The organism is Sinomicrobium halophytocola (assembly GCF_052983395.1).
In genome coordinates, this window is record NZ_JBRKIT010000035.1 from 13,583 (window position 1) to 39,425 (window position 25,843).

Here is a 25,843-nt window from a genome sequence, read left to right on the forward strand (position 1 = left end):
AGAGAGTAGACGAAACAATTGTTAACTTTAATTTTTTTATATGAAAACGATAAAAGCACTTTTCCTTTTTTTATTGTGCAACACCATAATGGCACAGGAAAATTATGTTCCCACAGAAGAAAACCTTGAAGCCCGTGAATGGTTTCAGGATGCTAAATTCGGAATGTTCATCCATTGGGGGGTGTACAGTATTCTGGGGGATGGGGAATGGGTAATGCACCACCAGGATATCCCGGTGGACAGGTATGAATTATTGCCTTCCTTTTTCAATCCACAGCACTTTGATGCCAAAGAAATGGTGAGTTTAGCCAAAGAAGCAGGGATGAAATATATCACCATTACCACCAAACACCACGACGGTTTTGCCATGTACGACTCCAAAGTATCCGATTACAACATTGTAAAAGCAACACCGTATGGAAAGGATATTTTTAGGATGCTGGAGCAGGAATGTGAAAAACAGGGAATAAAACTCTTTGCCTACTATTCACAATTGGACTGGCATCATCCCGATTATTATCCCAGGGGATGGACAGGCCGGAAAACCGGCCGGCCTGAATCCGGAAATTGGGAAACCTATCTGGAATACCAGGATGCCCAGATCAAAGAATTGGCAGAAAACTACAACATAGCCGGTTTTTGGTTCGACGGCTGGTGGGACCAGGCCCCTCATAAAAAGGACTGGCACAAGGAAGTGGAGTATAGAATTAAAGGTGCCGATTGGAAATTGGGGAGGACCTATAAAATGATCCACGATATAAACCCGGCTTTGCTGATAGGCAATAATCATCATGAATTGCCTATAGAAGGCGAGGACTTTCAAATGTTTGAAAAAGACCTGCCCGGTAAGAACACTACAGGTTTTGGAGGAGCGGCTATCGGTTTATTACCACTGGAAACCTGTGAGACCATTAATCATTCATGGGGATTTAATTTACAGGATGGCAAGCATAAATCCATAAAAACCCTGATCCGATACCTGGTAAAGGCAGCGGGGAACAATGCTAATTTTTTACTGAACGTGGGCCCCATGCCCAACGGGGATATTCAACAAGAACACAAAGAACGGTTAAAAGCAATAGGGGCATGGATTAAAACTAATGGCGAAACTATTTACGGCACCCGGAAAGGCCCTGTAAATACGGAAGACAAAATGATCTCTACCCAAAAAGGGCAAACAGTATATTTGCATATATTAGATATGGAAGGAGAAGAAGTGGCTATCGACGATTTTGACCAAAAAATAAAAAAAGCGGTCATGTTCAACGATAGGTCTCCTGTAAAGTATCGGTTCAAAAAGGGGGTATTGTATGTAACCATTCCGATAGAAAAACAAAATGACATAGATATCATAGTGGAGATCATCCTTAAATAACCAAATTACTTTTCACACCAGGAAAAGCTGGAAATTCATTTTAGTGTAACGCTATTTCAGGACGAGACATATTCTACAAACAAAAAAACCGCTTGAATTTCAAGCGGTTTTTTGCGGTGGTACCTCCAGGAATCGAACCAGGGACACATGGATTTTCAGTCCATTGCTCTACCAACTGAGCTAAGGTACCGGCTGCTTTATTGCGGGTGCAAATATAGGTGCAAAATTAAATTTTCCAAAACAAAATTGGAAAAAAAACTGTTTTGTAAATTTACGTCCTTATTTTTGATTATGACTATAGCCGTAGATGCCGGAAATACCTTCGTGAAAATTGCTGTTTTTCAATCAGATGTTTTGTTGTATTCCGAAAAATTCCTGTCCGGTGATTTTTTGAAAAAAAATTTGGAGTTACTCAAAAAATACAGTGCGGTAACCGATATTATTGTCGCTTCGGTCGCAAATGTTTTCGAAAAGGACCTGGAGCAATTGCAAAAGATCGTAAAAGTTCATAAGATTGGAGCATTGACCGTATTGCCTTTTGAAAACAGGTACGCCACTCCCCGGACGCTGGGGGCGGACCGGGTGGCTCTTGTTAGTGCTGCATACCGTGAATATCCCGGGCAGAATGTGCTGGTTGTAGATTCCGGTACCTGTATTACATATGATTTTTTGAACGTACGCGGACAGTATCTCGGCGGGGCTATTTCGCCCGGAATACAAATGCGGTATAAAGCATTACATACGTTTACGGCGAGATTGCCGTTAATCGATTCTACCAGGCTGGAAGATTTTATAGGGGATTCGACGGCATCGAGTATATCTTCAGGAGTATTGAATGGTGTTGTAAATGAAATAGATGGAGTTATTGGTCAATACAAGGAACGATTTGAACATTTAACAGTTATTTTAACGGGTGGCGACCTTGATTTTTTGTCAAAACAATTAAAAAGTAGCATATTTGCGAATTCAAATTTCCTCCTGAAAGGGCTGAATTATATTTTGGAACTCAATAAGAACCAATGATCAGAAAGATATTTATTGTTTTAGTATTATGTGTTGTTACCGCCGGTTATGCGCAAAGAGGATCTTCGTCACCTTACTCTTTTTATGGTATCGGGGACCAAAGGTTCAAAGGAACAACGGAAAACCAGTCTATGGGGGGTATCAGTATGTATTCCGATAGTATTCATCTCAATCTCAATAACCCCGCAGCATACAGTGATCTCCAGCTGACCGTATATACCGGGGGGGGAGCTTATACCAATCTCAACCTGAAGAACGAAACCCAGAAAGAAAGCACATCCAATGCTTATCTGGATTACCTGGCTCTCGGATTTCCCGTGATACGGGGTAAACTGGGGGTAGGATTCGGACTTATGCCCTATACCTCGGTAGGATACAACCTGGAACAGCGGGGAGAAACTACACTGAACCAGTATAATGGAGAAGGAGGAACGAACCGGGTATATGTTTCGGCCGGATACAAGCTTACCGATAATTTCAGTATCGGGGCCTCAGCCAATTATAGTTTTGGGAAAATAGAGAACGAATACCGCAGGATTGTGCAGGATATAGAACGCCCGACCCTGGAAAACAATACTTCAGAGCTCGGTGGTTTTGATTTTAAACTGGCGTTGAACTATAAGAAAAAGTTGAACAACAATCTTGTACTTCGTTCATCCCTGACGTATTCACCGGAAGCCACATTAACTTCCGATAATAGCCGTACCCTTTCCGTTGTCACTGTAGACCCTACCAGCGGGGCTATTATAGGAGGTGAAATACGCGATGTGGATCTGGAAGCTTTGGGACTTCGCCAGGTAGATCTTACTATTCCGCAAAAAGCTTCGGTTGGTGTGGGAGTAGGGAAAGATTATAAGTGGTTTGCCGGCGCGGAATATGAATGGAAGAAAAACGGAGATTTTAATAATCCGTTTGTTTCGGTGGCCGGTGTAAGTTATGAAGATGCTACCAGGTTTTCTGCTGGAGGCTTTTTTATACCGGATTATAGTTCTTTTACAAGCTACTGGAAAAGAATCGTTTATAGGTTAGGTGTGCGCTATGAAGAGACCGGTCTGCTGGTGAAAGATATACCATTGAACGACTTTGGCATATCTTTTGGTTTAGGTTTACCGTTAGGCGCCCCGGTTCCTACGACGAATTCCTTGCAATATGCAGGTTTGTTTTCCAATGTTAACGTAGGTTTTGAACTCGGTAGAAGAGGAACAACAACCTATGGAAGAATCCAGGAAGACTATTTTAAAGTGAGTATCAGTTTATCGCTGAACGATAAATGGTTTGTAAAAAGAAAGTATGATTAACCACAAATAAATTCTAAAAAGATGAAAAAGAAGGGTATATTATTTTTATTTGGTTTGGTTGGGGGAGCCGGCTTTGCGTTCGCACAGGCGCAGAACCCGGAGTGTATGACAAATTTGTCCGTATTCGGGGAACACGCTAAAGTAAAGAATTATGACGCGGCTTATGAGCCCTGGAAGATGGTGTTCGACAATTGTCCGGAAATACATCCGGCAACCTATGTTTACGGAGAGCGTATTTTAAAAGACAAAATAAGCAATTCTTCGGGAGAGGAGCACAACGGATACATCAATACGCTGATGTCCATGTATGATAAAGAATTACAATATTTTCCGAAGCGATACAGTAAGGCAGATGTACTGGCAAAAAAAGCCTTGCTGATGTATGATGAAAAAACAGGTACAAACCAGGAGATCTACGGACTTTTGGATGATGCTTTCCAGAATGACAGGACCAATTTCAGTAATCCTAAAGCACTTTACCTTTACTTTTCCCTCATGGTCGATGAGTACAATGCAGGGAACAAAGATCTGCAGGAAGTTTTCGACACCTATGATGCGGTAAACGAACGTATAGATGAGGAGATGGCGGGGCTGTCTAAAATACTTGATGAGTATGTTGAAAAAGAAGAAGCCGGGGAAACGTTGGGCGCCAAAGACAAGCAGAAATTCGGCAATGCCAAGATCAATACGGAATCTTATGGTAAGATAAGCAGTAGTATCGATTCCAAACTCGGAGACCTGGCAGACTGTGATAACCTGATCCCTTTGCTGGAAAAGAACTTCGATGCTAAAAAGACCGATGCGCAGTGGTTGAAAAGGTCCGCAGCGAGAATGGATGGTAAAGAATGTTCTGATGATCCTATGTTTATCAAGTTGGTTGAAGCTTTACACCAGGTAGAGCCTTCTTCCAGGTCTGCATATTATCTTGGAGTACTTAATGATAAGAAAAAGAATTCTGCCGAAGCTTTGAAATACTATAATGAAGCTGTAAGCCTTGAAAAAGATTCTTACAAAAAAGCCGATATACTTTTCAAGATTGGTGTAAAATATAAAAATGCAGGTCAGAGTACAACGGCTTACAAATATTTTAAGCAAGTGTTGGATGCGCAACCTTCTAACGGAAAAGCGTATTTACAGATAGCTACGCTTTATGGTAATAGTGCCAATCAATGTGGTAATACCACTTTTGAAAAAAGGGCGGTATACTGGAAAGCGGCACAAATGGCAAGAAAAGCTGCTGAAGTAGATCCTTCCGTAAAATCTCACGCAGCCCAGACTGCTGCAAGTTACGAAGGTAGAGCACCCAGCAAGCAGGATATCTTTAGTTCCGGTATGGCTGGAAAAACTATTCAGTTCAATTGCTGGGTAGGTGGTAGCGTAACAGTTCCTAACCTGTAAACCATAAAGTGAAACAAAGGTTTAATCATATTTTTATAAACATTGTCACAGTTGCTGCTGTGGCAATGTTTTTTTCATGCGATTCCAGTTTTGAAGACATTCGTAAAATAGATGCTTCCGAACGCTTTCCGGGCGGGATTTCCGAAAATTTTCGTCTTATCTATACGGATTCCGCTCTTATCAAAGCCACCCTTACCAGTCCGTTAAGTGAAGATTACTCCAATCAGGAATTTCCTTACCAGGAATTTCCCAAAGGGCTCAAAGTAGATTTTTTTGATAAAGAAAAGAACAAAAGCACCGTCATTGCCGACTATGGTATCATATACCAGGCCACAGATATGAGTGATCTTCGTGGGAATGTAGTACTGCTTACCCACGACGGAAAGAAACTGGAGACATTACAACTCTATTGGGACCAGAAAAACCAATGGGTTTTTACCCGGGAGAAATTTACTTTTACCAATCCGGAAGACGGCACTATAATGAACGGGGAAGGGATTGAGTTTAGCCAGGATTTTGAGAACGGACGCGGTCAGATAAGGGCATATAAAGTTGATGGTGTTAAAGATATAGAGGTTCAGGAAGAAGAACCCGGAGCAGAACAGCAAACAGAGATTAAAGAATAAATACACAATCAGGATATTTCGTAACCCACGTTTTTCCTGTACAATGGTCCACTTTGTGTATCTTTGTGGAAACGCTGTGTATTTTTTATACATTAGCCTGTAAGGAAATCAGAAAGACCGAAATGAAGTTTTTTAGAATAAGTGAAATAATTTACCTGGTAGTAGCTATTTTATCTGTTATAGAAACTATAAGAAGATGGAATGCAGATAGGAATATGGCCTATATTTTTATCATTTTTGCCGCAGTATCCGTCTTCATGTTTTTTTTTCGGAGACATTACCGTAAGAAATTCGAACAACGTAGAAAGGACGATAGATAATTATCAATAAAAGTTCCGGGATATCGGGGCAGTGTGATTTGTGTTTATGGACTATTCCATTATGATCATTGTAGTATCCTTATTATTTTCCGCTTTTTTTTCGGGGATGGAAATTGCTTATGTGTCTTCTAATAAGATACATATAGAACTGGAGAAAAAGCAGGAGGGCTTGCTTGCCAGGGTGCTTACCCGGCTTACGGCCAAACCTTCGAAGTTTATAGCCACCATGCTGGTGGGGAATAATATAGTGCTGGTTATTTACGGTTTTTACATGGGGGAGCTTATTATTAACAAGCTGTACCCGGACCACATGAATGCCGGGGAATTGCCGCTGCGGATTATTTTTGTACAGACACTGATTTCAACCCTGGTGATACTGGTCACTGGAGAATTTCTTCCCAAAGTGTTCTTTCAGGTGTATGCGAACAAGTTGCTGCGGATATTTGCCTTTCCCGCATACGTTTTTTACATGCTTTTCTCCTTTATTTCGGAACTGGTTATCCGGGTGTCCGATTTTATCCTGCGTACTTTTTTCAAGACCAAGGGAGATGAAGTACAGCTCACTTTCAGTAAAGTGGAGCTGGGCGATTATATTTCGGAACAAATGGAGTCCATGGAAGATGAAGATGAGATCGATACGGAAATCCAGATATTTCAGAACGCCCTGGAATTCTCCGATGTAAAGGCCAGGGAAGTAATGGTGCCGCGAACAGAGATTGTGGCTGTGGAACTTCACGAATCCCCCAAAAACCTGGTAAGGATTTTTACGGAAACAGGGTATTCCAAGATACTTATTTACAAAGACACCATAGATAATATAATAGGTTACGTGCACTCTTTTGAGTTGTTTAAAAAACCGAAGGGGATCAAAAATGTAATGCTTCCCGTAGAGTTTATTCCGGAAACCATGCTGATCAATGATATACTCAGTACGCTCACCAAAAAGAGAAAGAGTATAGCCGTAGTGCTCGACGAGTATGGAGGGACATCCGGTATTCTCACTATAGAAGATATTGTAGAAGAACTTTTCGGGGAAATAGAAGACGAGCATGATACTATAGCTTTATATGAGGAAAAGATCGGGGAGAAAGAATTTAAGTTTTCCGCACGCCTCGAAGTAGATTATATTAACGAAGAATATAAACTCAACCTTCCGGAAAGCGAAAATTATGAAACCCTCGGAGGACTTATAGTTAATCATATCGGTGAAATTCCCGAAAAAGGGGAGGAGGTTATCATAGGGGATTATCGTTTTGCCATATTGGATGTCGGCAGTACCAAAATAAACCTTGTGGAACTCAAAATTGTAGAAGAGGAGTAATTATTATTCCGGGATTTTGTCTGTGGACCCATTGGGATTGTTACGGGTTTTAACTTTTATGCATCAGCTTTCGTGTTAACTTCCAATAAAAAAGAATACCGGGTTTTAATTATTGTAAAAAATTGGTATTTTCGCCAACTGAATTTTATAACTTTAACGACAAATGGCAGTTCTTGAAAAAATAAGAAAGCGCTCACTGATACTTATCCTTGTTATCGGTCTTGCATTATTTTCTTTCGTTATTTCCGACCTTTTCCGAAATGGCGGAGGAATCAACAGCAATACCTCTTCCATAGGAGAAGTGAACGGAGAAGCATTGCCCAGGGCGGATTTTGCGGATGAGGTAGAATATTTTTCACGTCAGTATGGTGAAAGAGCATCCACCGTACAGGTGGTTAACCAGGTATGGGAAAGACAAGTTCGGAGCAAGTTGCTCGATCAACAATGCGAAGAACTGGGAATACATATAGAAAAAGACCAGATCATCAATGTTGTAAAGGCGAATCCCGCTTTTGCCCAGGATTCCACATTTCTTAACGATGCCGGAGTTTTCGACGAGGGAAAATTCATTGAGTTTATTGCTGATCTCAGGCTGAACAATCCTGCCGCTTACGAACAATGGAAATTACAGGAGGACGCTCTTATCAAGTCCTCTATGGAGCAGACGTACTTTAACCTGGTAAAAGCCGGTGTAGGAGCTACCGTTAAAGAAGGAGAGTTGGCTTATAAACTGGAGAATGACAAAGTAGACATTAAATATGTTAGGGTGCCTTACAATTCTGTGGCGGATAGCCTGGTAAGCGTATCTGCAGGTGAGGTACAGAAATACATAGACGAACATCCGGAAGAATACAAAGACGAGGCCTCAAGAGATATACAATATGTGTTTTTTGAAGAGAAACCTTCCGAAGAAGATGAATCCGAGATCAGGAACAGCATATCCGCTTTGCTCGATAGTCGCGTAGAATATAATAACACTACGGAGAAAAGTGATACCCTGCCAGGATTCCGTACGGTGGCTAATGTGGAAGATTTTGTAAATGCCAATTCCGATATTCCTTTCGATTCTACTTATGTAGCTAAAAAAGACTTGCCCTCTGCTGTTGCGGACACACTGTTTAACCTTGAGGTAGGACAGGTATACGGGCCCTACAAAGAAGGGAATTACTACAAGCTTTCCAGGATGCTCGGTAAAAAATCAGGAGGAAGTGTAAAGGCCAGCCATATTCTTATACAATACGAAGGTGGTATGAGGGCCAACCCTGATGTAACCAGAAGTAAAGAAGAAGCGGAAGCGAAGGCTAAGGAAGTGCTTGCGGAAGCTCAGAAAAGCGGTGTTGACTTTGCACAACTGGCCAGGGAAAACTCAGACGGACCTACAGCTTCCCAAGGCGGAGATCTGGGATATTTTGTCAAAGGTAGAATGGTTAAGGAGTTTGACGATTTTGTATTTGCCAACCCTGTAGGGAAAATAGATATGGTAGAGACCGATTTCGGTTATCATGTGATTAAAGTAGAAGACAAGCAGGATGTAGTACAGATAGCTACCATAGCCAGGGAAGTGGAGCCGTCACAAAATACGATAAACGATCTCTTTACCGAAGCGACCAAGTTTGAAATGGAAGCCCTGGATAAAAACTTTACTGATGTAGCCAAAGAAATGGATTACCGCATTCGTCCGGTTAATAATCTGAAATCAATGGATGAGTTGTTACCCGGTATTGGTAGCCAGAGAGCCGTAGTGCAATGGGCGTTTAACGGAGAGACAGGCACGGGAGATGTAAAACGATTTGATATACCCACCGGATACATTATTGCACAGCTGACCAACAAAAGAAAAGAAGGAGTTGCCAAGGCGAAAGATGTCTCTGCTCTGGTAACACCAATATTGAGAAAACAAAAGAAAGCTGAACTCATTCGTGAAAAAAGTAACACTTCTTCACTGGAGGAATTTGCTAAATCCAATAAAGTGACTGTGGCTACTGCTACAGGCCTGAACATGAAATCACCTACCATTTCCGGTGCCGGAAGAGAACCTAAAGTAGTCGGAACCGCATTTGCATTGGAAGATGGAGCAACTTCGGGAGTGATAGAAGGACGTGACGGAGCTTATATGGTAACTGTAATTAAAAAGTCTGAGGCACCTGCCCTGGATAATTACAGCACCTATGCCAACACCTTGAAATCGACTAACAGGAACACGGTTAACAATCAGCTCCTTACTGCTCTGAAAGAAGCAGCTGAAATAAAAGATAACAGGGCACTGTTCTACTAAGAACAACATAATAGCAAATAATATAAAAAACCCCCGGGCAGATTCATAGCCGGGGGTTTTTGTTTGCTTTTTTTACATAAAACTATTTTTTTAGTTCGTAAACTGTTTTTATAGTTGTTAAACTAAAAAAATAGTTTATATTTGTTTCATCCATCAGTAAGATAAAGACTAAGGCTATGCAAAAACTTACGAATAAAGAGGAGGAAGTGATGAAAATGCTCTGGAAGCTGGAAAAAGCATTTGTCAAAGATATCCTTGCAGAGTTCAGGGAAGAGAAACCTCATTATAATACCCTGTCCACGATGATACGGAACCTGGAGGATAAAGGCTATGTGAGCCATATAGCCTATGGTAATACACACCAGTATTACCCGGTGGTAGAAAAGGAGGAATACCGGAAGAGATTTATTCACAACGCCATTACCGATTACTTTAATAATTCGTATAAAAATCTGGTGTCTTTCTTTGCGGAGGAAGATAAGATAAGCGTCGAAGAGTTGAAAGAGATTATAAACCGGGTAGAAAATAAAAAGTAATGGAAACATTTCTGATCTATACGGCAAAAAGTGCGGGATTTATAACGCTTTTCTATGGATGCTACCGGTTGTTCCTGCACCGGGAGACATTCTTTCGGTGGAACCGCTTTTTTTTATTGTCAGGAGTGTTGCTGTCTCTCGTATTGCCTTTCTGGATCATAACAAGGACCATAGAAGCTGTCCGGATGACTTCTCTTCCCGATGAGAACGCAGAAAATATAGTTTCCGATACCATCCCCAGGGAGATTGATATGTGGAATATGGTCTTTTGGATCTATATTTCCGGTGTAGCTCTCTTTACCGTGAGGTTGATTGTACAACTGCTTTCCCTGAGAAAATGCCTGTCCTCCTGCAAAAGAAGAAAAGAAGGAAACATAATGATCATGGAGACCATTAGAGAGATAAGTCCTTTCTCCTTTTTTAACTTTCTGGTGTATAACCCCGGAATGCATCCCGATAGAAAGGAATTGGAAGCGATATTACTCCATGAAAAAGTACATATAAGGCAGTTGCATTCCCTGGATGTTATACTGGTCCATGTATTTACGGTGTTTCAATGGTGTAATCCGGTTGTGTGGTTGTACCAAAAAGCAGTTGTAAGAAACCTGGAATACCTGGCAGACCGTTCCGCTGCCGGAACAGACAAGAAAGATAAGAAAGACTATCAGCTATTGTTACTCCGGCAGACAACAGTATATAAAGAGCATATGGCATTGACCAATACATTTTTTAATTCATCAATCAAAAATCGAATAGTTATGTTACACACAAGTCATTCAAACCAAAAACAATTGTGGAAATACGGGATTGTAATCCCCGTGCTAACCTTATTTCTGTTTGCCGTAAATACCCGGGAGGTAGCGGCGCAGGGAGAAAATGATAAAGAACTAAATATTGATGTCAGCATAGATAAGAATGCTACGGATAATTATTTAGAAGCAAAATCAAAAGCACTGAAGTCCTCTCATGGTATTGAATTGGAATTTAAGCGTATTAAGAGAAATTCCCTGGGAGAGATTATAGCGATCTCTTCAACATTTAAAAAAGGGGCATCTACAGGATCTTGGGCAGTTTCCGGAGATAAATCTATAAAACCTTTTCATTTCTTCGTAGACAGTTCTGATGAATTCGGGTATGCAACTATAGAGAAAACCGAAGTCTATGGGTTAACGGTTCCCGCCTCTCAAGTTGTTGAGGGAATAAATGTTAGAAATACGAAAAATACCCCCCCTCCGTTATATGTTATAGACGGTGAGGTCAAGGATAAAGATTTTGATATGAATTCTGTTTCACCTTCTTCAATTACTGCAATTCATGTATTAAAAGGCGGAAATGCTAAGAAGAAATACGGAAAAGACGGCGTTAACGGAGTTATTGAAATAACGACTATGAAAGAATAGGTCTGAATAGCATATTTTTATTAAAAACCGCATTAGTGTGGTTTTTTTAATATATTGTAGGTATGAAAAAGAGTTTTTTCAAACTTCTGGCTAAGCTGAACAAACTGTTCCTACCTTCTTTCAGTAAGCGGCAACTGGATATTGCCAAAGCCCAAAAGTGGCAACTGGCCATTATAGGGTGGCGGGCCTACGTAACGAAAAATGCCGTGGATTAATTTTCGGGATTCCCGGAAGATTTTTCCGGGTGGATTACCATGTCGGTATAAGGGATCACAGTGTTGTATCCTTTGCCTTTGAAATATGTACCGGGATGGTTATGGGAGGCGACCATGATAAAATCTCCTCCCCATGCCCCGAGGCTCTTCATTGCCCCGGGAAAGTCAGGGAAAAGCTTTTCCTTTACCGTCGGAAGTTCTACTAACGAAGCTATGATCTGTTCGTGGCGTACCAGAAGAGATTCAAATTCTTCCTGTTCCCGGCATACCAGAAGCCGGTCGGTAATTTTAGAAATTTCCCATATTGCTTTCTCGTTCGTACTTCTGTTTTTATATCTTCTGATGCCTTCCCTGCTGTCCTGCTTCTGGTTGAGGTGCACAAAGAACAGGTTACGCTTAAAAGGAGGATCAAAAAGTACGGGAATGACTTCCGGACCCTTCTGCTCTACCTTGTATAGAATGGGTGAACTATGCCTGGCACAGGCGATGTCATATCCGCTTCCTGTAAAGGTTCGCCACAGTAGCTCAAAAGGGTCTATACAGGCCCATGCGGCCAGGTTACTGACCAATGTGGAAGAAGATCCCAGTCCCCAGTCGCGGGGAAAACCGAGTTTTGCGGTTACGGTAAACCCTTCGGTACTGTTTAAAAATCCAGGATTCATTTCTTTGGCTACCCGGAGCAGTTCGGTCAGTCTTTGAATGGTTCCGTCTTTTCTATGGGCATTGTGATCAGCCAGGTCAATATCCGCTTTAATGTCAAAAGTATAAGAAAACCAGGTATGCCCTTTTTCGTCCTTGCTTGTCCAGGACAGTTTCCCCGTATCTCCTTTTTCTACAGCGAGAGATTGTCCGTAGGCAGTAGGAACGGCCAGACATCGTGCCCCGTCCAGGACCACATATTCTCCGGTGAGCAATAGTTTTCCGTTACTGTAAAAATATCTTTCCACGATGCGAGGTGATCTTATACCGTTGTACACTTCCGGGAATACCGGTATGTGCTTTCATTAGAGTCTTTTGTCATGCTTTTTCCCGTAGGCGGTAAAACGCTTCCGTTACCGAGCGGTGTGTAGCGGTCTTGTCTTTAAAATACCGGACAAAATATTCTTTTTCTTCTTCGGTGGCATGCAATTGATTGAGTATGTTCAGCAAGTGCATTTTCATATGTCCTTTCTGAATTCCCGTAGTTACCAGAGAACGTATTGCGGCAAAATTCTGCGCCAGTCCCGCTACGGCCACAATCTGCATCAACTCCGGTGCGGAAGGATTGCCCAGCATCTCCAGGGACAGCTTTACCAGGGGATGCAGGCTGGTAAGTCCGCCCACGGTACCCAGGGCCAGGGGAATTTCTATTTCAAACAGGAATACCCCATCCCTTACCGAAGCCTGTGTAAGACTGGTGTATTTACCATCTTTTGCCGCGTAGGCATGGACACCGGCCTCTACGGCCCGGAAATCATTCCCCGTGGCCAGGACTACGGCATCAATACCATTCATTATCCCTTTGTTATGAGTCACGGCCCGGTAAGGTTCTATTCTCGCTATTTCCACGGCCCGGACAAACTTATCTGCGAACTCCTGCGGGGGCATGTTGTCTTCGTTAAGCGCATCCACGTTACAGGATACCGTTGCCTTAACCCTGCAATCCGGAACATAGTTGGAGAGGATACTCATTATGATCTGTATATCCTTTTCTTCTGCTCCGAAATCCGGATATTTCAATGCGCCTTCCCTGAAGGTTTGAGCAAACTGTTCCAGGCAGGAATTGATAAAGTTGGCCCCCATCGCATCCAGGGTATTAAAGGTGCAGTGTAGCTGGTAATAGTTTTCGAGTTCGTCGGTTTTATCCCGGAGTTCGATATGGATAATGCCACCGCCCCTTTTTTTCATGTTTCCCGTAATGGCTTCGGTGTCTCTGAAAAGTTCGGGCTTAATATGTGAAAAATAATTCCGTAACGTATCGGTATTTCCCTTGTAGATAAAGTGTACCTGTCCTATCTTTTCCGTTGCAATGACTTCTGCTTTAAACCCGCCTCTTTGAGACCAGAACTTGGCAGTTTTTCCGGCAGCGGCAACCACCGAACTCTCTTCTATGGCCATTGGTATGGTGTAAAGCCTGTCGTTGATCAGGAAATTTGGGGCTATGCCCAGGGGGAGATAATAGTTGGTAATGGTATTTTCTATAAATTCATCATGGAGCTTCTGTAGCTTTTCATCATCGTTCCAGTATTTTTTAAAAATAGCGACAGCCTTTTCCGGGTTTGCAAAATAGGCTTTGGCAAGCCAGTCTATTTTCTGGTTTTTGGTGAGTCTGGAAAATCCTTCAACAGGTTGCTTCATCTTAATATACACAAAATTATGACACGCGGAAGCCGGATTCGGACAGTAATCCCCGATTGCCGTGCCCCTGTATGATCTATCGCGCAAAGATACTAAAGAAATCCGGGTATTCCGTGTGTTAATATTTACTTCCGAAAGACGAAAAACCTTGAAATGTCACAGTTTAACTGAAAAAGTTTATATTTTCGCAAAAAAAACAGTATACTTGGCAGATTTTTTTGTTTGCTGATAATAATTTAAACCTTAATGAAAAAATATTTCATCTTGTCCGTTTTACTTGCAGGATTGACAACTTCGCTTACTGCACAGGATCGTCAAATTACTTTAAAGGAAATCTGGAATGGTGCTTTTAGCACGGAAGGTATGGATGTTCTCCATTCCATGAAAAACGGAAAACAGTATTCTATTTTGAATATGGACCGTCAGTCCAAAGTGATATCCGTAGATAAATATGATTATAATACCCTGGAAAAGATAGAGACCATAGTGTCGACCAAAGACCTTGAAGATATCCCTTACTTTACTTCCTATACTTTCAGCGATGATGAATCCAGAGTATTGCTGGCCACAGATGTGGAACCTGTATATCGCCATTCGAAATTAGGCATATATTATATGTACGATATAGAGCGTAAGAAAACCCGGAAAATTTCAGACAATAAAATTCAGGAGCCCACTTTTTCACCGGACGGTAATAAAGTGGCTTTTGTTTATAAGAACAATATCTATATAAAAGACCTTGTGTCGGGAGAAACCGAACAGATCACTTCAGATGGTGAAAAAAACAAGATAATAAACGGTGTGACCGATTGGGTTTATGAAGAAGAATTTGCTTTTGTCAGGGCTTTCGAATGGAATGCAGACGGAACGGATATAGCGTATATCAAATTCGATGAAAGTGAAGTGCCGGAGTTTTCTATGGATATTTACGGTAACGAACTTTATCCTGTACAACAGGAATTCAAATATCCGAAAGCAGGGGAGAACAATGCCAAAGTATCCCTGTTTGTTTATGATCTGGAAGGAGGGGATACCAAAGAAGTTAAACTGGAAAACGCTTATTATATTCCCAGGATAAAATGGACCAGTGATGCGGATGTATTAAGTGCCCAGGTGCTTAACCGTCACCAGAACAACCTGGAGCTGGTTTTCTATAGTGTGAAAAAAGCTTCTGTCAAAGTAGCGCTTAGCGAAAAAGATGAAGCATACATAGATATTACGGACAATCTTACTTTTCTCAAAGACAACAGTTTTATCTGGACAAGTGAGAAGGATGGATACAATCATATCTATCATTATGGGAAGGATGGGAAACTGATTCGTCAGGTCACTAAAGGGCCATGGGAAGTCACCAATTATTACGGTTATGATGCCAAAACCGGTCGTATTTTTTACCAGTCTGTAGAAAACGGTTCTATAAACAGGGATGTATATGCGATTGAACTGAACGGCAAAGGCAAGCAACGGCTTTCTTCTCAGGAAGGCACAAACAGCGCTACTTTCAGTGCTGACTTCAGTTATTTTATCAACGCTTACTCCAGCGTGTCCGTACCGCCGCGCTATACACTTAACAATGCAAAAAACGGTAAGGAAATTAAAGAGATTGTAAACAATGACGTGTTGTTACAGAAACTGGCAAATTACAATCTGTCCGAAAAGGAGTTTTCTACGATCCATATCAATGGTTATGACCTGAACATGTGGATGATTAAACCCACGGATTTCGACCCGAATAAAAAATATCCGCTTTTTATGTTCCAATACAGTGGTCCCGGATCGCAACAGGTAGCCAACCGATGGGGAGGAGCCAATGATTATTGGTACCAGATGCTTGCTGAACAAGGGTATGTTGTGGCCTGTATAGATGGACGCGGAACCGGATTTAAAGGTGCGGATTTCAAAAAGATGACCTATAAGGAACTAGGCAAATACGAAGTAGAAGACCAGATAGAAGCGGCGAGGGAACTCGGTAAAGAGTCTTATGTCGATGCGGAAAGGATAGGGATATGGGGCTGGAGTTACGGTGGCTTCATGTCTTCTAACTGTATCCTTAAGGGCAATGATGTATTTAAAATGGCCATAGCGGTAGCTCCGGTAACCAACTGGCGGTTTTACGATACCATTTATACCGAGAGATATATGCGTACCCCCCAGGAAAACGCTTCGGGCTATGACGATAATTCACCGATAAATCACGTGGAAAAGCTCACAGGAGCTTATCTCCTCGTTCATGGCACGGCAGACGACAATGTACATGTACAGAATACCATGCGTATGGTAGAAGCCCTCGTGCAGGCCAATAAACAGTTTGACTGGGCTATCTACCCGGATAAAAATCACGGTATTTACGGGGGAAATACGCGGCTTCATCTTTACACAAAAATGACGAACTTTATTAAAGAAAATCTATAGAAACATAAATATACTTTCATGGCAATGACATCCAAACCAGCACATCAAAGGGAACTTTTCGGACACCCGGCGGGATTGTACATCTTATTTTTTACGGAAATGTGGGAACGCTTCAGTTACTATGGTATGCGGGCACTGTTCACCCTGTTCCTGGTAGCCGAGACCACTTCCAAAAACCCCGGTTTTGGCTGGACAAACGGGGAGGCACTTTCGTTGTACGGATGGTATACCATGTTAGTTTATGTCTCGTCTATCCCGGGAGGCTGGCTGGCAGACAGGATACTCGGTCAAAAAAAGACCGTGATGCTCGGTGGAGCGCTGCTATGTGTAGGGCATACTATCCTGGCACTTAATTCCGAAATATCTTTTTATGTCGGTTGCTTCTTTGTTATATTGGGAGTAGGTTGCCTGAAACCCAATATATCTTCTATGGTAGGAGGCCTGTATAAGCCCAAGGACGAGCGAAGGGATCTCGGCTTCTATATCTTTTATATGGGGATTAACATAGGAGGCTTTACGGCGCCTATCATCTGTGGATACGTAGGAGAAAAAATAAACTGGCACTACGGATTCGGACTGGCTGCCATAGGAATGTTCCTGGGACAGATCGTATATGTGTGGGGGCAAAAATATCTAAAAGGAGTAGGGGACCTTATATCCGCAAAGAATGAAAAGGATAGGGAAATACTTGAGAAACCACTCACGTCAGTGGAAAAAGACAGGGTAAAGGTGTTACTGCTTTCTTTCCTGCTTATTATACTTTTCTGGGCCGCATTTGAGCAGGCAGGTGGGTTAATGAACCTATATGCACAGCAAAAAACGGATAGGAATTTCTTCGGAATGGGAGTGATCCCCGCCTCTGTTTTCCAGTCGGTCAACTCTTTCTTTATTATAACCCTGGCAACACTGGTAGGGCTGTTTTGGTTTAAGTGGAGACGGAAGGGAAAGGAATCCTCTTCCTTGTTTAAGATGGCAATTGGAATAATTGTCATGGCGCTTGGTTTTGGTTTCATGAGTGCTGCCGCAACAGAATACCAGAATACCGGTTCTTCAGCTATGTACTGGCTGATCCTGGCCTACCTTTTTCATACCATTGGAGAATTATGCGCATCACCGGTTTCTCTCTCGTTTATAACCAAACTGGCCCCTTTAAAATATGCTTCCATAATAATGGGACTTTATTGGGCAGCTACCGGATTTGGTAATTACGCGGCAAGTAAACTTGGCGTACTGGCGCAGTCTTTGGGGGACTTTGAAGTGTTTACCGGAATTATGATCATATGGACGCTTATCGGTATTGTAGTCATTCTGTTATTGAAACCATTAAAAAGGCTTACACATGGTGCCGAGGATGGAGAAGGTGCTATTGTGGTCGAAGTGTAAAACTAATCCTTACTTAAAATATAAGCTCCCTTTTCATATGTGCTGTGAAAAGGGAGTTTTTCTTTTTTACAGGTTGCCTGCCATTGCCGGATGTAAGACTTATAGTTACTGCCATCCGCTATGATCATTTCCGGATGATATACCTGTATTGTTCTTTCCAGGTTGATTTTCGGTGAATTTCCCAGGAGTATATAACGGGGTTTGAGTTCCGGCATCGGGGGTACTTCTTCACTGTTAATGTACAATAAACGTTTACCGTATATCTCATACAAGTTTTGTATGTTTTCTGCTTTTATATGGCCTATTCTTTCCGAGACTGCATAGGGACGTATGATATTGTCGTTTACTATATCATTTTCCGGAGCAGGAGCGTATAGGGTAAGTTCATTTCCATACTGTCGGGCAATACGGGTATCCCGGTTTTTGTGAAGGATAACCCATTGTTCCCGGACGGAGGTCTCATAACAATTATAGAAAATGGATAGTTGTATGCACAGAACGGATAACAGTAAGGCCGATGCCCTTCGGAAAGTAGTTTTTTGAAGACATAAAAAGAGGAATATGAGGAAGAGATAAAACAATACGAGCAATTTACCGTCGAAGGAAATATCGCGAAAAATAAAACTTTCCTGCCGGGCGATCCAGGACACCACCCGGTTCATGGAGATAATGATGAATGCATAGGCTTCGGCAAGGAATGGGGGGAGGCTGTGCAAAAGAGCAAGAGCTATTATAAAGATTCCTCCGCCGAGGATAATACCGAGTGCCGGGACAATAAGAAGATTGGACAGGAAAAATAAACCGGGAAACTGGTGAAAGTAATACAGGCTCAAAGGTAAAACACCCAGTTGTGCTGCCAGCGATACCGTGGTCAGTTTCCATAAAAAGTCCGCCGCTTTCCATTTCGGTCTCCACCACGTGTATAGTAAAGGCTGTATCCACACAATAGCGAAGACAGCCGTATAACTGAGTTGAAATCCTACATCAAACAGAAAATCGGGCTTTATAAGAAGAAGAAAAAACATGGAAACCAGCAATACGTTACCGATGTTTGTATTCCGCCTGAGCTGCATAGCCAGAGCGACAAACGAAAACATGCATACAGCTCGTACCACAGATGCTGACATTCCCGCAATAAAGGCAAAGGCCCACAATGTAGAAAGAGTGAGTATCAGGCTGAAAAAAACACCGTATTTCAATCGTCTGAGAGGACGGAGCAGGAAATGTAGCATAAAGAGAATAATACCTACATGAAGGCCGGATATGGCCAGGATATGCAACGCGCCGGCAGCAGCATAGTCCTCATAGATGTCTTCGGGAATATCCTGTTTCTGTCCCAATAGAAGAGCCCGGATAACCGCAATGGATTCTTCCGGAAAAGAATATTGCTCCAGGGCTTTCGATATTTTATTCCGTATTTGCTCCGCATATGTATACAAGTTTTCCCCCGACCCGGGTATACGGTATAATTCTCCGGGTTTTAAGGAAAGGTTGTGGTATACATATTGCCTTCGAAGGTAATTTTTATAATGGAACTGATGGGGGTTACGTGGTGGAAGAATATCATGGAAAGTCGTTTTTGCACAATATTCGCTGCCTGCAACCAGTTCTTTTGTCGTGCTGTCGCGGCTTAGGTGAAGAAGGACTTTTCCGGAAGCTTTAAATCCGTTGACCTTCCTGATGTTGGCAATATATCTGTAGGAGTAGTTGTTCGGTTTCAATGTCTTCCGGGGTGTAAAAAAGATCTCGGCTTCCCCTTTTGTATAATGAGTATAATGATCCGATTTAAGTTCCGGTTTTTCCGAGCTAGCTACCAATACGCCAATACCAAAGGTAAGGCCTAAAGCAGTGATGCTGAAATATTGGATAGCTGGAAATCCCGGTCGGGAAGAATAATAATACGACAGGCATAAAAGCAGCAGCAGGATAGCTATGGAACCGTATATAATAGCCCGGGGAATGTCGGTATAAAAACCCGTTAAGATTCCGGCTATGAGAAAAACGAGCAATTTTAAAATGTTGGAATTCCGTAATTGCATGTTTAAAAATACAAAAAAACATGTAAAATAACAGGGAAGATATGCTAGAGGACACGTCTGGCCTCGGTAAAGGCATGATTCCAGTATCCTTCTTTCAGGGAAGAAATAAGAACTCCCCTGGAGGTGGTGGAGTGGATAAAACGAATCTCCTGACCTTTTATATCAACCACAAGACCTACGTGATTTATCCTGTTCTTCCTTCCGGTTTTAAAGAAGAGAAGATCACCTTTGCGGACTTCTTTGAGCTTGACTTTTTCGCCCTGTGTTGCCATCATGTAAGAAGCGCGTTGCAATGCTATATCGTGCTCCTGGAAAGACGTGTATACCAGGCCGGAACAATCCATACCCTTCCGGGTTGTACCTCCGTAGCGGTATCTGGTGCCGTTGTAGGAAATTGCGGTTTCTATGATCTTATTTGCCTGGGCATTGCCTTTGGCCGGGGGAGGAGTTTCTGCCGATTCACTGCCCGGCCATGCCTCTACATCTACAGTGCGGTTGGGGGGTGCCCCTTCAATCGTAACAGATCTTGGTGTCTCCAAAACCGACTTTTTGGATTTACACGCACACAGGGATAAAAGCAGACAGATGGTAAAATAAGCTCGCCGCATGAACAGAAACTGGTTTAGGCTAAAGTAATAAAAAAAGTGTTTCCCCCGGCAGCGGGATGTTAAACTAGTCATTTCGGATAGCAGCAATAATAAGACGGGCAGTCTGTTCGCTTGCCCCTCTTCCCCCCAGTTTCTTTTCCAGGTCGTGATAATCACTGAATATCTGTCTGCGTTTTTTGCCGTCCAGAATTTTTGCGAGTTCTTCTCTCAGGCGATTGCGGTTGAGCTCTCCCTGGATGAGTTCGGTAACCACTTCTTTATCCATAACGAGATTTACCAGGGATATAAATTTCAATGTTATGATCCTCTTTGCGATCTGGTAAGAAAACCAGTTGCCCTTATAGCACACGATTTCCGGAACTTTGAACAAGGCGGTTTCCAATGTTGCTGTGCCGCTGGTGACCAGGGCTGCCGTGGCAACACTCAGCAGGTTGTATGTTTTGTTGCGGATAAGACTTATGCTGGAATTTTTAATAAAAGGATCGTAAAACTCGGCATCCTGTCCCGGCGCCCCTGCAATGACAAACTGGTAATCCGGGAATAAGGGGGGCATTTCCAGCATTACGGAAAGCATTTTTCGTATTTCCTGTTTCCGGCTTCCCGGTAACAGGGCGATGATAGGTTTTTCCGGCTCCAGCTTGTATATTTTCCGAAACTCGGCTTCGTTTACCTTGGGATATTGGGCTATGGCATCAATAAGCGGGTGGCCGACAAAATGCACCGGATACTGGTGTTTTTTTTCATAAAAATCCTTTTCAAAAGGGAGGATAACATACATTTGATCAATGTCTCTTTTGATGGCTTTTATCCGGTTCTCTTTCCAGGCCCATAGTTGTGGCGAAATGTAATAGTGGGTCTGGTATCCCGCCTCTTTTGCCCATTTGGCGATCCGCATATTAAACCCCGGGTAATCCACAAAAATAATGACATTGGGTGCAAAAGAAGCAATGTCCCTTTTACAAAAGGCAATGTTTTTAAAGATGGTCCTTATATTCATCAGTACCTCGGCAAAGCCCATAAAGGCCAAATCTTTGTAATGCCGGACCAAAGTGCCGCCTACAGCCTGCATAAGATCCCCTCCCCAGAAGCGAAAATCCGCGTTTGGGTCCTGTTCTTTCAGGGCTTTCATAAGGTTGGAGGCATGCAGGTCACCCGAAGCCTCACCGGCAATGATGTAATATTTCATTTGACTGATCCTTTTTTAACGCTGCGGTGCAAACCGTTTTGTATATTCTTTATTTTTTATCCCTTTTTATTCGGTTAATGCCATTTCACTATATCAGGATATTTTGTAAATGAGGGTAATTACGGCTGTGAAAATAGTGGCCAGCAACACGCCCTTTGCCCTGTGGTCCCTTCTTATTTTTAAAAAACCGAAAAAGGCTACCAGGTTGAGTAATGCCCCAAGTGCCAGTATACTGCCAAAATGACCTACCTGGAATGCGTCTTTTAATGTCTGTTCGATTCCTGCCTTGGAAAACAGCAAAATATAAAGCAGAGAGCCGAATATATTCGCTATGATCCCCACGGCAAACCCTATAGCTATTTCTTTTTTAATCATTCAGATCCCAGGTGTTTAAAGTTTGTATGGCATGGTGAGCGGTGAGATCGAACTGTACGGGGACTATGGAAATATAACCATTGGCCAATGCCCATTCGTCCGTATCTTCCCCTTTGTCCTCATTGATGAATTTTCCGGTAAGCCAGTAATACTCCCGGCCCTGCGGATTGGTGCGTTTATCAAATTCCTCCACCCATCTCGCGTTGGCCTGGCGGCATATTTTTATGCCTTTGATGTCTTCTTTTTTTAGTTTCGGGAAGTTGACATTTAATACCACTCCTTTAGACAGGCCGTTGCTCAGTGCATTCACGGTTATGGTTTTGACATATTCTTTGATCGTTTCAAAGTCGGCATCCCAGGAATAATCACACAGGGAAAAGCCAATGGCCGGAATACCTTCAATACCGGCTTCTACTGCCGCACTCATCGTACCTGAATAAATGACATTTACAGAAGAATTGGAGCCATGATTAATGCCGCTTACACAAATATCGGGTTTCTTTTTTAGTAATTCGTTTACCGCCAGCTTCACACAATCTACAGGGGTCCCCGAACAACTGTATTCCTCGGTGACCTGGTCATCTATATTGATCTTATTACAAAAAAGGGTAGCATCTATGGTAACCGCATGTCCCTTTCCCGATTGCGGGCTTTCGGGGGCCACGACTATAACATCTCCCACTTCCTTCATAACCTCTATCAGTGCCCTTATGCCTGGCGCAGCTATGCCGTCGTCGTTGGTTACCAGTATCAGGGGTCTCTTTTTCATAGTGCCTTATCGTTAAAATATGTTGCTAAAATAAGCATTTATCCTTAGGTCTTTTTGAAACTCGTCTTTACTTTTTTAGAGCAGCTACTCCCGGAAACTTTTTCACTTTCTGCTTTTTCAGATAGACAAAACAGATCGGAATAAGATGACTGTATTATGGAGACGTTATCCGTTTAACAAAAAATTAGTATCATTGTAGCTAACTGGCATGGTTTTTTCAGTAATTTAGAGGTTCCAAAGAAATAACCGGGACGGACGCTATGGGATTTGCCGTTCATTTCTGCAAAAGGGAAACTTGGTTTCCCGGGGAGAAAAAGATAATTGTGGAGAGGCCCCCTGTAAGTGCGGTTTGATTTTGCGTTCCGGAATTCAAAAAAAGTTGACAGATGAAAAGAAATTTTGTGTATGTACTGGCAGCATTACTTATATCAGTAGCTTCCTGTAGTTTTACGAATACGAATAAAACATTCGATAACCCGGATAAAGATAAGCTTCTTATACAGCTTATTTCCTATGTACTGGAAAAAGGTCATTACGATCCTAAAGAGATGGACGATACTTTTTCCGAAAAGGTATTTGACCAGTATATTTCAATGCTGGACCCTTCTAAACGCTATTTCCTGAAAGCGGATATAGAAGAATTTGAACAGTATCGCGACCAGATTGACGATCAGATCCGTGATTCGGAAATTACCTTTTTTGACCTGGTACAACAGCGTCTGGTGCAACGTATGAAGGAAGGACAGGAGATATACAAGGAAATTCTGAAAAAACCTTTTGACTTTTCCGAAGATGAAGATATCGATATGGATTATGAGAACCTGTCCTTTGCAGCTTCCGAAGAAGAACTCGGGGAAAGGTGGCAGAAATACCTGAAATTTTCCACACTTTCCGGTTATGTGACCAGGCTGGAAGATGAAGAAAATAAAAAAGAGGAGGATTCCGGGTATAATATGAAATCCGAAGCCGAACTGGAGCAGGAAGCAAGAGAGTCAACCAAAAAAATGCAGGATGAATTTTATGACTTGATTGACGATCTGGAGCGCAAAGACTGGTTTGTGATGTATCTGAACGCGATTGTAACAGAATTTGACCCGCATACCTATTATTTTGGTCCGGAGGAAAAAGACCGTTTTGATACCAGTATGTCCGGGAAATTTGAAGGCATCGGTGCAAGGCTGCAAAGAAAGAACGACAGGATCAAGATCGTGGAAGTGATTTCCGGAGGTCCCGCCTGGCGCGGTAATGAAATAGAAGTAGGAGATGAGATAGTACGTGTGGCACAGGGCGATGAAGAGCCCGTTGATGTTATCGGCATGCGTCTTGATGATGCCGTAAAACTTATCAAAGGACCTAAAGGTTCGGAAGTGAGGCTTACATTGAAGAAAGTTGACGGTACTACAGAAGTCATATCCATTGTTCGTGATGTCGTAGAACTGGAAGAATCTTATGCGAAATCCTCTACCGTAGAAAAAGACGGCAAGACATTTGGTATTATCAACCTGCCTAAATTCTATATAGATTTTGATAACTATGATGACCGTAACGCGGCATCGGATGTAGAAAAAGAAATAGAAAGGCTTAAAGAACAGGGAATGCAGGGACTGGTTCTGGACCTTCGGGGTAATGGCGGAGGTTCTCTGAAAACCGTTGTGGATATGGCCGGATTCTTTATCGAGAAGGGGCCTATAGTACAGGTGAAGTCCTCCGGCAAAAGAAAAGAAGTTCTATCCGATACGGATGAGCGTGTACAATGGGACGGACCGTTGGTAATCCTTGTCAATGAATTGTCGGCTTCGGCTTCCGAAATATTGGCGGCAGCCATGCAGGATTATAAAAGGGCGGTGATTATAGGGAGCAAACAAACATATGGAAAGGGTACTGTGCAGAATGTGGTGGACCTGAACCAGTTCCTGGGACAGAAAAACGATTTTGGAGATGTCGGGGCGCTCAAAATTACCACTCAGAAGTTCTATCGTATCAACGGAGGTTCTACACAGCTGGAAGGTGTAAAAAGCGATATAACCGTGCCGGACAGGTATAGCTATATTGATATAGGAGAGAAAGACCAGGAAAATCCGTTACCATGGGACAAAATAGATCCGGCCGATTACAGGACTTGGGATGGTTATGTAAACTATGAATACACCCTGAAACGAAGTAAGGAAAGGATGAGCAAAAACCAGCAGCTTGCCCTTATTGACGATAATGCCAAATGGGTGAAGAAAAAGCAGGACGAAAACAAATACCCGCTGAATTATGAAGCATACAGGAAAGCGGTAGATAAAGATGAAGAAGTAGCGAAACGTTTCGATGTCCTGTCTGATTATAAGACCGATCTGACCTTCCGTTCTCCACCCTATGAGGAAAATTTAATGGCTCAGGATACGGTCTTGCGGGACAAGCGTGAGCGCTGGCACGAAAATCTGGCCAAAGATGTATATGTGGAAGAAGCATTGAATGTTCTTGAAGACCTGCAGGCAGGCCAGGTAAAGAAAAGAGTAGCTAATATCCGCGATTAACGGAACGGCAAAACCAAAGAAAGTTATGATCAGAATAAAAGGAACCCCGGAATTTTTCGGGGTTTTTTACATTTGATAGTTTGAGTTTCCCGTCAGAATTATTGTAAGATGGTTTCCGGCTTATTGAACCAACTTAAACTTTTTGGGTTGAAGCAAAAAAGTTTTATGAACTGTCGAAGTTTTATTCTCCAAAATCTTCTCTTTCAGTGCGATGCTGGTAGATATGTAACCGTTAAACGGGAGGCATCACTGCTAACCTCCGGGCAACTTCGGGATGGGCAGTTTCCCTGCAAAGAAACGCCTGCCTTTGCCACCGGACCGGCATATCGTATTCCCTGCCGGATGATCCGGGGCCTGTTTTTGCCATTTAAGGGATTGCATATACACCGAACCGGTTTTGGGTAGCGGTTAACCCATTCCCTTTA

General features: G+C 42.5%; 21 protein-coding genes and 1 tRNA gene. 13 read left to right on the forward strand and 9 right to left on the reverse strand.

Annotated elements, in window-relative coordinates; genetic code table 11:
- Positions 1 to 40: 40 nt before the first annotated feature.
- Positions 41 to 1,375, forward strand: a complete 1,335-nt coding sequence (locus ACVBDY_RS14060) for an alpha-L-fucosidase (protein WP_447176099.1) — start codon at positions 41 to 43, stop codon at positions 1,373 to 1,375.
- 117 nt (positions 1,376 to 1,492) lie between these two features.
- Here the strand turns inward: ACVBDY_RS14060 and ACVBDY_RS14065 are convergent.
- Positions 1,493 to 1,565: transfer RNA gene (locus ACVBDY_RS14065), tRNA-Phe, on the reverse strand.
- Between the two features lie 101 nt (positions 1,566 to 1,666).
- Between ACVBDY_RS14065 and ACVBDY_RS14070 the strand changes: the two genes are divergently transcribed.
- From ACVBDY_RS14070 to ACVBDY_RS14110, 9 genes are all read left to right on the forward strand, one after another.
- On the forward strand, positions 1,667 to 2,398 hold the full coding sequence (locus tag ACVBDY_RS14070; RefSeq protein WP_447176100.1) for a type III pantothenate kinase: 732 nt from the start codon (positions 1,667 to 1,669) through the stop codon (positions 2,396 to 2,398).
- Positions 2,395 to 3,696, forward strand: coding sequence for a BamG family beta-barrel-assembly machinery protein (gene bamG / locus ACVBDY_RS14075; protein WP_447176101.1), 1,302 nt, complete (start codon positions 2,395 to 2,397; stop codon positions 3,694 to 3,696). Before ACVBDY_RS14070 ends, bamG begins: the two co-directional genes overlap by 4 nt.
- Positions 3,697 to 3,801: 105 nt before the next feature.
- Positions 3,802 to 5,094, forward strand: a complete 1,293-nt coding sequence (locus tag ACVBDY_RS14080) for a hypothetical protein (protein WP_447176102.1) — start codon at positions 3,802 to 3,804, stop codon at positions 5,092 to 5,094.
- 8 nt (positions 5,095 to 5,102) lie between these two features.
- On the forward strand, positions 5,103 to 5,720 hold the full coding sequence (lptC, locus tag ACVBDY_RS14085) for an LPS export ABC transporter periplasmic protein LptC (RefSeq protein WP_447176103.1): 618 nt from the start codon (positions 5,103 to 5,105) through the stop codon (positions 5,718 to 5,720).
- 366 nt (positions 5,721 to 6,086) lie between these two features.
- Positions 6,087 to 7,361, forward strand: a complete 1,275-nt coding sequence (locus ACVBDY_RS14090) for a hemolysin family protein (protein ID WP_447176104.1) — start codon at positions 6,087 to 6,089, stop codon at positions 7,359 to 7,361.
- A gap of 163 nt (positions 7,362 to 7,524) precedes the next feature.
- On the forward strand, positions 7,525 to 9,636 hold the full coding sequence (locus ACVBDY_RS14095; RefSeq protein ID WP_447176105.1) for a peptidylprolyl isomerase: 2,112 nt from the start codon (positions 7,525 to 7,527) through the stop codon (positions 9,634 to 9,636).
- Positions 9,637 to 9,812: 176 nt separating this feature from the next.
- Positions 9,813 to 10,172: a BlaI/MecI/CopY family transcriptional regulator gene (locus ACVBDY_RS14100; RefSeq protein ID WP_447176106.1), complete on the forward strand. Its 360-nt coding sequence runs from the start codon at positions 9,813 to 9,815 to the stop codon at positions 10,170 to 10,172.
- Complete coding sequence (locus tag ACVBDY_RS14105; RefSeq protein ID WP_447176107.1) at positions 10,172 to 11,572, forward strand: M56 family metallopeptidase; 1,401 nt, start codon at positions 10,172 to 10,174, stop codon at positions 11,570 to 11,572. The genes ACVBDY_RS14100 and ACVBDY_RS14105 overlap by 1 nt, the downstream gene beginning before the upstream one ends.
- A 62-nt stretch (positions 11,573 to 11,634) precedes the next feature.
- On the forward strand, positions 11,635 to 11,787 hold the full coding sequence (locus ACVBDY_RS14110) for an SsrA-binding protein (RefSeq protein WP_447176108.1): 153 nt from the start codon (positions 11,635 to 11,637) through the stop codon (positions 11,785 to 11,787).
- On the opposite strand, the gene ACVBDY_RS14115 is transcribed toward ACVBDY_RS14110, so the two are convergent.
- On the reverse strand, positions 11,784 to 12,734 hold the full coding sequence (locus ACVBDY_RS14115) for a GYDIA family GHMP kinase (RefSeq protein ID WP_447176109.1): 951 nt from the start codon (positions 12,732 to 12,734) through the stop codon (positions 11,784 to 11,786). The genes ACVBDY_RS14110 and ACVBDY_RS14115 overlap by 4 nt on opposite strands.
- 70 nt (positions 12,735 to 12,804) lie before the next feature.
- Positions 12,805 to 14,124 carry a hydroxymethylglutaryl-CoA reductase, degradative gene (locus ACVBDY_RS14120; protein ID WP_447176110.1) on the reverse strand — a complete coding sequence of 440 codons (1,320 nt, stop codon included), beginning with the start codon at positions 14,122 to 14,124 and terminating at the stop codon, positions 12,805 to 12,807.
- A gap of 246 nt (positions 14,125 to 14,370) precedes the next feature.
- Between ACVBDY_RS14120 and ACVBDY_RS14125 the strand changes: the two genes are divergently transcribed.
- Positions 14,371 to 16,536 carry a S9 family peptidase gene (locus tag ACVBDY_RS14125; RefSeq protein ID WP_447176111.1) on the forward strand — a complete coding sequence of 722 codons (2,166 nt, stop codon included), beginning with the start codon at positions 14,371 to 14,373 and terminating at the stop codon, positions 16,534 to 16,536.
- Between the two features lie 18 nt (positions 16,537 to 16,554).
- A complete protein-coding gene (locus ACVBDY_RS14130) occupies positions 16,555 to 17,919 on the forward strand; it encodes a peptide MFS transporter (protein ID WP_447176112.1) in 1,365 nt (454 codons plus the stop codon).
- 2 nt (positions 17,920 to 17,921) lie between these two features.
- On the opposite strand, the gene ACVBDY_RS14135 is transcribed toward ACVBDY_RS14130, so the two are convergent.
- From ACVBDY_RS14135 to surE, 5 genes are all read right to left on the reverse strand, one after another.
- Positions 17,922 to 19,958 (reverse strand): ComEC/Rec2 family competence protein, encoded by a 2,037-nt coding sequence (locus ACVBDY_RS14135; protein ID WP_447176113.1) that lies wholly within the window; start codon positions 19,956 to 19,958, stop codon positions 17,922 to 17,924.
- Positions 19,959 to 20,002: 44 nt separating this feature from the next.
- Positions 20,003 to 20,497 carry a C40 family peptidase gene (locus ACVBDY_RS14140; RefSeq protein ID WP_447176114.1) on the reverse strand — a complete coding sequence of 165 codons (495 nt, stop codon included), beginning with the start codon at positions 20,495 to 20,497 and terminating at the stop codon, positions 20,003 to 20,005.
- 133 nt (positions 20,498 to 20,630) lie between these two features.
- Complete coding sequence (lpxB, locus tag ACVBDY_RS14145) at positions 20,631 to 21,752, reverse strand: lipid-A-disaccharide synthase (RefSeq protein WP_447176115.1); 1,122 nt, start codon at positions 21,750 to 21,752, stop codon at positions 20,631 to 20,633.
- Between the two features lie 93 nt (positions 21,753 to 21,845).
- Positions 21,846 to 22,127, reverse strand: coding sequence for a hypothetical protein (locus ACVBDY_RS14150; RefSeq protein ID WP_447176116.1), 282 nt, complete (start codon positions 22,125 to 22,127; stop codon positions 21,846 to 21,848).
- Entirely contained in the window at positions 22,120 to 22,896 is a 777-nt protein-coding gene (gene surE / locus ACVBDY_RS14155; protein ID WP_447176117.1) for a 5'/3'-nucleotidase SurE, read from the reverse strand. Before surE ends, ACVBDY_RS14150 begins: the two co-directional genes overlap by 8 nt.
- Before the next feature lie 386 nt (positions 22,897 to 23,282).
- Between surE and ACVBDY_RS14160 the strand changes: the two genes are divergently transcribed.
- Entirely contained in the window at positions 23,283 to 25,418 is a 2,136-nt protein-coding gene (locus tag ACVBDY_RS14160) for a carboxy terminal-processing peptidase (protein ID WP_447176118.1), read from the forward strand.
- A 252-nt stretch (positions 25,419 to 25,670) separates the two neighbouring features.
- Here ACVBDY_RS14160 and ACVBDY_RS14165 read toward each other — a convergent pair whose 3' ends face one another.
- Positions 25,671 to 25,799 carry a hypothetical protein gene (locus ACVBDY_RS14165; protein ID WP_447176119.1) on the reverse strand — a complete coding sequence of 43 codons (129 nt, stop codon included), beginning with the start codon at positions 25,797 to 25,799 and terminating at the stop codon, positions 25,671 to 25,673.
- Positions 25,800 to 25,843 lie beyond the last annotated feature (44 nt).

Excerpts from the sequence above, each read along its gene's own strand:
- ACVBDY_RS14060 (WP_447176099.1), top strand. The coding sequence starts at position 41 with ATGAAAACGATAAAAGCACTTTTCCTTTTTTTATTGTGCAACACCATA.
- ACVBDY_RS14070 (WP_447176100.1), top strand. The coding sequence starts at position 1,667 with ATGACTATAGCCGTAGATGCCGGAAATACCTTCGTGAAAATTGCTGTT.
- bamG (WP_447176101.1), top strand. The coding sequence starts at position 2,395 with ATGATCAGAAAGATATTTATTGTTTTAGTATTATGTGTTGTTACCGCC.
- ACVBDY_RS14080 (WP_447176102.1), top strand. The coding sequence starts at position 3,802 with ATGACAAATTTGTCCGTATTCGGGGAACACGCTAAAGTAAAGAATTAT.
- ACVBDY_RS14090 (WP_447176104.1), top strand. The coding sequence starts at position 6,087 with ATGGACTATTCCATTATGATCATTGTAGTATCCTTATTATTTTCCGCT.
- ACVBDY_RS14095 (WP_447176105.1), top strand. The coding sequence starts at position 7,525 with ATGGCAGTTCTTGAAAAAATAAGAAAGCGCTCACTGATACTTATCCTT.
- ACVBDY_RS14100 (WP_447176106.1), top strand. The coding sequence starts at position 9,813 with ATGCAAAAACTTACGAATAAAGAGGAGGAAGTGATGAAAATGCTCTGG.
- ACVBDY_RS14105 (WP_447176107.1), top strand. The coding sequence starts at position 10,172 with ATGGAAACATTTCTGATCTATACGGCAAAAAGTGCGGGATTTATAACG.
- ACVBDY_RS14110 (WP_447176108.1), top strand. The coding sequence starts at position 11,635 with ATGAAAAAGAGTTTTTTCAAACTTCTGGCTAAGCTGAACAAACTGTTC.
- ACVBDY_RS14120 (WP_447176110.1), bottom strand. The coding sequence starts at position 14,124 with ATGAAGCAACCTGTTGAAGGATTTTCCAGACTCACCAAAAACCAGAAA.
- ACVBDY_RS14125 (WP_447176111.1), top strand. The coding sequence starts at position 14,371 with ATGAAAAAATATTTCATCTTGTCCGTTTTACTTGCAGGATTGACAACT.
- ACVBDY_RS14130 (WP_447176112.1), top strand. The coding sequence starts at position 16,555 with ATGGCAATGACATCCAAACCAGCACATCAAAGGGAACTTTTCGGACAC.
- ACVBDY_RS14135 (WP_447176113.1), bottom strand. The coding sequence starts at position 19,958 with ATGCAATTACGGAATTCCAACATTTTAAAATTGCTCGTTTTTCTCATA.
- lpxB (WP_447176115.1), bottom strand. The coding sequence starts at position 21,752 with ATGAAATATTACATCATTGCCGGTGAGGCTTCGGGTGACCTGCATGCC.
- ACVBDY_RS14150 (WP_447176116.1), bottom strand. The coding sequence starts at position 22,127 with ATGATTAAAAAAGAAATAGCTATAGGGTTTGCCGTGGGGATCATAGCG.
- surE (WP_447176117.1), bottom strand. The coding sequence starts at position 22,896 with ATGAAAAAGAGACCCCTGATACTGGTAACCAACGACGACGGCATAGCT.
- ACVBDY_RS14160 (WP_447176118.1), top strand. The coding sequence starts at position 23,283 with ATGAAAAGAAATTTTGTGTATGTACTGGCAGCATTACTTATATCAGTA.
- ACVBDY_RS14165 (WP_447176119.1), bottom strand. The coding sequence starts at position 25,799 with ATGCAATCCCTTAAATGGCAAAAACAGGCCCCGGATCATCCGGCAGGG.